General features: G+C 73.8%; 2 protein-coding genes. One reads left to right on the top strand and one right to left on the bottom strand.

Annotated elements, in window-relative coordinates; translation table 11 throughout:
• The coding region (locus E2651_RS42040; protein ID WP_135336534.1) for a tetratricopeptide repeat protein at nt 1-2,214 on the top strand (2,214 nt) is incomplete at its 5' end.
• Between the two features lie 81 nt (nt 2,215-2,295).
• On the opposite strand, the gene E2651_RS42035 is transcribed toward E2651_RS42040, so the two are convergent.
• Nucleotides 2,296-3,685: bifunctional 3'-5' exonuclease/DNA polymerase (locus tag E2651_RS42035; RefSeq protein WP_135336533.1), on the bottom strand; the 1,390-nt coding region annotated here is incomplete at its 5' end.

The raw sequence follows: 3,685 nt of genomic DNA, 5'->3' as shown, positions 1-3,685 counted from the left end.
CAACTCCCGCCTTCCCCGCCGCACTTCACGGGCCGTACCGATGTGACGTACGCCCTCTCGCGACTGCTCGCAGGGGACGGCGACGAAGAGGGCACGCCCCCCGTCGCCGTCGTCTCCGGCATGGCCGGCGTCGGCAAGAGCGCGCTCGCCCTGCATGTGGCGCACGGGCTGCGCGAGCGCTTCCCGGACGGGCAGCTCTACGTCAACCTGCACGGGGCGACGCCCGGCATGACGCCCCTCACCCCGGACCAGGCGCTCGCCGCGCTCCTGCGCGACCTGGGCGTGGAGCCGCAGCGCAGCCCCCAACATCCGGACGCGGCATCGGCGTTGCTCCGCTCGCTGCTCGCGCCCACCCGCACCCTGATGGTCCTGGACGACGCGGCGACCGCCGCGCAGGTGCGGCCGCTGCTGCCCGCCGGGTCGGGCTGCGCGGTCATCGTCACCAGCCGCTCCCCGCTCGCCGCGCTCGACGGCGCGGGCCGCTTCCCGCTGGAGCCGCTCTCCGGCAGGGACAGTGCCGCGCTGCTGCGTGCCGTCTCCGGGCGTGCGGGTCTTGATGCCGGGCACCCCCTGGTCGAACTCGCGGGGCGGCTTCCGCTGGCCCTGCGCATCGTCGCGGCCCGGCTCGCCGCCCGCCGCGCGCTCACCCCGGACGCGCTCGCCGAACTCCTCGCCGCGAGCGACGGACGCCTTCACCACCTCGAACACGACGACCTGAGCGTGCGCCGCTCCCTCGAGGTCGCCCTGGACGCGCTGTGCGGCTCGGAGCGCGAGGCCGATCAGGACGCCGCCGCCGCCCTCGCCCGGATCGGCGCGCTCGACCTGCCGACGTACGGAGTGCCGCTCCTCGCCCGGCTGTTGGGGGTCGCGGAACGGCGCGCCGAGGCCGCTCTCGACCGTCTCGTCGACGTCGCGCTGCTCGACGAGACTGCCTACGGCCGGTACGCCCCGCACGACCTCGTACGCGACTTCGCGAGGGAGGCGGCCCGCCAGAACGGTTGCGGGGTCATGGGCACGGACGTGGCGGAGTCGGCGCTGCACTGGTACGCGGAGTCGGCACTGCAGAGCCTGCTCGCGATCATGCCGGACGGTTTGGACCGCGTGGACCGGATGCGGGGGGTGGTGGAACGGCTGTCCGCTCCCCGCACGGACGGCTCCGGGGACGGATCCGGGGACGGCTCCGGGGGCCGGGCGGCCGGGGCCGTGTCTCCGATGACCACCGACCAGGCCTTCGCCTGGGGTGACACGGAGCTCGCGAACGTCATCGCCGTCGCCGACCGCTACGGCCGCTCGTCCGCCCTGCTCCCCGTCCTGGTCCGCTGCATCTTCTCGTACCTCAAACGCCGTGGCCGCCTCGCCGAGGCGGACCTGCTGACCCGGCTCGCCGTGACCGCGGCCCGGCGCACCGGCGACCGCGAGGGCGAGGCGCAGGCCCTCACCGACCTCGCGGGCCTCAACTACGTGTCGGGGCGCAGCGGCGCGGCGCTGGAGCGGATCGACGAGGCGCTGGTCCTGTGGCGGGAACTCGACCACGTCTCGTGCGTCCACCGGGGCGTCATCAACCGCGGCCTCCTGCTCGAGGCCCTCGGCCGCTACGACGAGGCGGCGGAGGCACTGCGGCAGAGCATGGACCTCGCCAAGGCCCTGGACGACCCGCTGAGCGAGGCGTTCGCCCTCAGCAACCTCGGCAACATCTACGAGCACACCGACGCGCGCGCGGCGATCGACTGCCACAAGCGCAGCCTGGCCATCGGCGAGGCGGAGGGCCACGTCGGTGTCCGGCAGGAGGCGCACTGCGACATCGGCTACTCGTTCCTCGCCCTGGGCGAACCGGCCGCCGCGCTCACGCACTTCGAGGAGAGCCTGCGCATCCACGACGAGGCCGAGGACTGGCACAACGAGTCGAGGGTGCGCCTCGGAACGGTGCGGGCCCTGCGCGAGCTGTCCCGCACATGCGACGCGGTGCGTGAGTGCGACGACCTCCTGGACCGCGCGGAGGCACGGGCCGACAACCATCGGGCGGGCCTCGCCCGCCATCAGCGCGGACTTCTGCTGTACGCCGACGGGCACGTCGAAGAGGCGTACGCGCAATGGGAGGCGGCGCTGGCGGCGCTCGACGGCACGGACAGCAGCGAGGTGGTGGGCGAGCTCAAGGGCCTGCTTGCGGCGGGCTCGGAGGGCGCAGAAGGCGTCCCGGTGCCTCAACAGGGCTGACGCGTAAGGAACTTGCCTCGATGTGTACGAGGCCTGGTGCGAGGCCTGGTACGAGGCCTGGTGCGAGGCCTGGTGCGAGGCCTACTTCGCATCGGCGTAGCACTCCACCACGGCCGTGGTGAACGGAAACCGCACCGGCGTCTCGCCGAACGCTATGCGGCCCGCGAGCTCCCCTGCCTCCCTGATCGCCGTCACGACCGCGGCGGCCTCCTGCTCGGGGCAGTGCACGATCACCTCGTCGTGCTGGAAGAAGACCAGCTCGGCGCGGAGTCCGGACGTATGGATGGCCTGGCGGAGCGCGGCCAGCATCAGCAGGGCCCAGTCGGCCGCGCTGCCCTGGACGACGAAGTTGCGGGTGAAGCGGCCGCGGGCGCGGGCGTTCGTCGAGGCGTATCCGGGAGTGAACTCGCCGTCCTGGGTGGGCAGTTCAGATACGTCCTCCTGCGGGATGCCCGCCTCTTCGAAGTCGCCGGCACCGGCCGCGGGCGGGCTCGTGCGGCCCAGCCAGGTGCGTACGAGCCTGCCCTCCTCGCCCGCCTTCGCCGCGTCGTCGACGTACGCGACGGCGGCGGGGAATCTGCGGCGCAGTGCCGCCAGGTTCTTCAGGCCGTCGCCGGAGGTCTGGCCGTAGACGGCGCCGAGGAGGGCGATCTTGGCGTGGTCGCGGTCGCCGGCGAACGCGCGGTCGGAGAGGCGGGTGTAGAGGTCCTCGTCGCTCCCCGCGACCTCCATCAGGCCCCGGTCGCGCGAGATCGCGGCGAGGACCCGCGGCTCCATCTGGTCGGCGTCGGCGACGACGAGCCGCCAGCCGGGGTCGGCGACGACCGCGCGCCGGATGACCTTGGGGATCTGCAGGGCGCCGCCGCCGTTCGTGGTCCAGCGGCCGGTGACGGTGCCGCCCGGTGTGTACTCGGGGCGGAAGCGGCCGTCGCGCACCCAGTCCTGGAGCCAGCTCCAGCCGTGCGCGGTCCAGATGCGGTACAGCTTCTTGTACTGGATGAGCGGCTGCACGGCGGGGTGCTTGATCTCCTCCAGCTCCCAGCGCCGGGTGGACTTGACCTTGATGCCGGCCTGCGCGAACGCCTTGATGACGTCGGCGGGCAGGTCGGGGCGTACGCGGCGGCCGAAGGCGGCGGAGACCTCGTCGGCCAGTTCGGCGAGGCGGCGCGGTTCGGCGGCTCCCGCGTTGCGCCCGCCGCCCGCGTACCGCTCGCCGAGGAGTTCGGTGAGCAGGGCGTGGTGGACGTCGGCGCGCCAGGGGAGGCCCGCGACGTTCATCTCGGCGGCCACGAGCATGCCCGCCGACTCGGCCGCGGTGAGCAGCCGCATCCGGCCGGGGTGCTCGGTGGCCGCGTGTCTTCGCTGCTGCTCGGCATACACCTCGAGGAGGGCGTCGAAGGGGAGGGACGACACGGGGGACGGCTCGAAGAGGGAGTCCTGGGCGCCGGGCTCGGCGGCTCTGGGGGGCGGG

Origin of the sequence: Streptomyces sp. MZ04, assembly GCF_004684775.1 — a bacterium.
Lineage (GTDB): Bacteria > Actinomycetota > Actinomycetes > Streptomycetales > Streptomycetaceae > Streptomyces.
This window is presented reverse-complemented; position numbering and strand designations above follow the sequence as displayed.